The sequence below is a fragment of the Paraburkholderia fungorum genome (assembly GCF_046026025.1).
Classification (GTDB): domain Bacteria; phylum Pseudomonadota; class Gammaproteobacteria; order Burkholderiales; family Burkholderiaceae; genus Paraburkholderia; species Paraburkholderia fungorum_E.
In genome coordinates, this window is record NZ_JAQQFL010000095.1 from 1 (window position 1) to 1,185 (window position 1,185).

Sequence of the window (1,185 nt, forward strand, 5' to 3'; positions counted from 1 at the left end):
AAGCAATGCCACCGTCTGACGTTCGAACAGTTGCCTCGGCGTGATCTTCAGGCCCACACGGCGCAAACGCGCCACAATCTGCAGGCTCAGGATCGAATCGCCACCGAGTTCGAAGAAGTTCGCATGACGGCCGATCTGCTCCACACCCAGCACGTCCTGCCAGATCGCGGCAAGCGCGGTTTCGACTGGGCCTTCCGGTGCTTCGTTCTGTGCTGTGTGGTTCGCGGTTGTGCTTTGCCCGGGTGCGGGCAGCGCCTTGCGATCCACCTTGCCGTTCGGACTCAGCGGCAACGTGTCCAGCACGATGATCGTCGACGGGACCATGTGCCCGGGTAACGTTTCGGCAAGGGCTTCGCGCAATGCCGTCGTATCGATCGTGGTGCTCGCGTTCACGCTCACGTAGCCGACCAGACGCTTGCCCCCCGCACCTTCGTGAGCCACGACAACCGCTTCGCGCACATTGGCCTGGGCGAGAAGCTGTGCTTCGATCTCGCCGAGTTCGATCCGGAAACCGCGAATCTTGACCTGATGATCGATCCGGCCCAGATACTCCAGTGCGCCATCCGCCCGCCAGCGTGCCAGGTCGCCCGTGCGGTAAAGACGTGCGCCTTCTGCCGAGAACGGGTCCGGTACGAAGCGCTCTGCCGTCAGTGCGGACCGGTTCAGGTAGCCACGCGCCAGCCCCGCTCCGCCCAGATACAACTCACCTGCTACGCCTACCGGCGTCATGTTCAGTGACGCGTCCAGTACGACCGTCTGAACGTTCGCGATGGGGCGCCCGATTGGCGTGACCGTATCGTCCGCCTGACAGCTCCAGTGCGTGACGTCGATGGCCGCTTCCGTCGGTCCGTACAGGTTGTAGAGCCCGACTTCCGGTAACGTGGCCAGTGCCCTGTCCTTCAGCTCCGTGGACAACGCCTCGCCACTGCAGATCACGCGCCTGAGGCCCGTACACTGCTGCGCGCCTTCGTAAGCAATGAACGCCTGCAGCATCGACGGCACGAAATGCAGCGTCGTCACCGTATGACGTTCGATCAGTTCAACCAGTTTCTGCGGGTCGCGATGATCGTCCGGCATCGCGACTGCCAGACGCGCGCCCGTCATCAGCGGCCAGAAGAACTCCCAGACCGAGACGTCGAAGCTGAACGGTGTTTTCTGCAGCACCGTGTCCGTGGCATCCAGCGT

The 1,185-nt window shown here is 63.0% G+C and carries 1 protein-coding gene; it reads right to left on the reverse strand.

Annotated elements, in window-relative coordinates:
* A partial coding sequence (locus PQR67_RS38150) for an AMP-binding protein (RefSeq protein ID WP_408467945.1) occupies positions 1-1,185 on the reverse strand: 1,185 nt, incomplete at both ends.